Source organism: Micromonospora mangrovicola, from assembly GCF_047200535.1.
Taxonomy (GTDB): Bacteria; Actinomycetota; Actinomycetes; order Mycobacteriales; family Micromonosporaceae; genus Micromonospora.
Map to the genome: position 1 here is coordinate 1 of NZ_JBJZOG010000285.1, position 336 is coordinate 336.

Genomic DNA, 336 nt, shown 5'->3' on the forward strand with positions numbered 1-336 from the left:
ACAACCCGTCGCGCGGCCTGTCGACGTTCGTCCGGCTGGCGTACAACTCGCTGGACACCACCGACACGGTGGCCGGGTACGGCTGGTCGTTGCAGGCCAGCTCGATGATGCGCCTCGGCGCCCCGCTGGACTTCCACCCCAACCCGAACCCCACCAAGGTCACCCTGACCGACGGTGACGGCACCAGCCACTGGTTCACCTGGGACGACGCCGCCGGCGAGTGGAAGAGCCCGAAGGGTGTGCACCTCTACCTGCAGAAGTACAGCAGCGTGGACTGCAAGCCCAACACCGACGAGCCGAAGGCGTGGGTGCTCACCCGGCCGGACCGTACACCGT

Annotated in this window: 1 protein-coding gene; it reads left to right on the plus strand. The window is 67.9% G+C overall.

Annotated elements, in window-relative coordinates; genetic code table 11:
• Nucleotides 1–336, plus strand: a 336-nt coding sequence (locus ACL02O_RS34495) for a hypothetical protein (RefSeq protein ID WP_412822369.1), incomplete at both ends; no start/stop codon positions are given.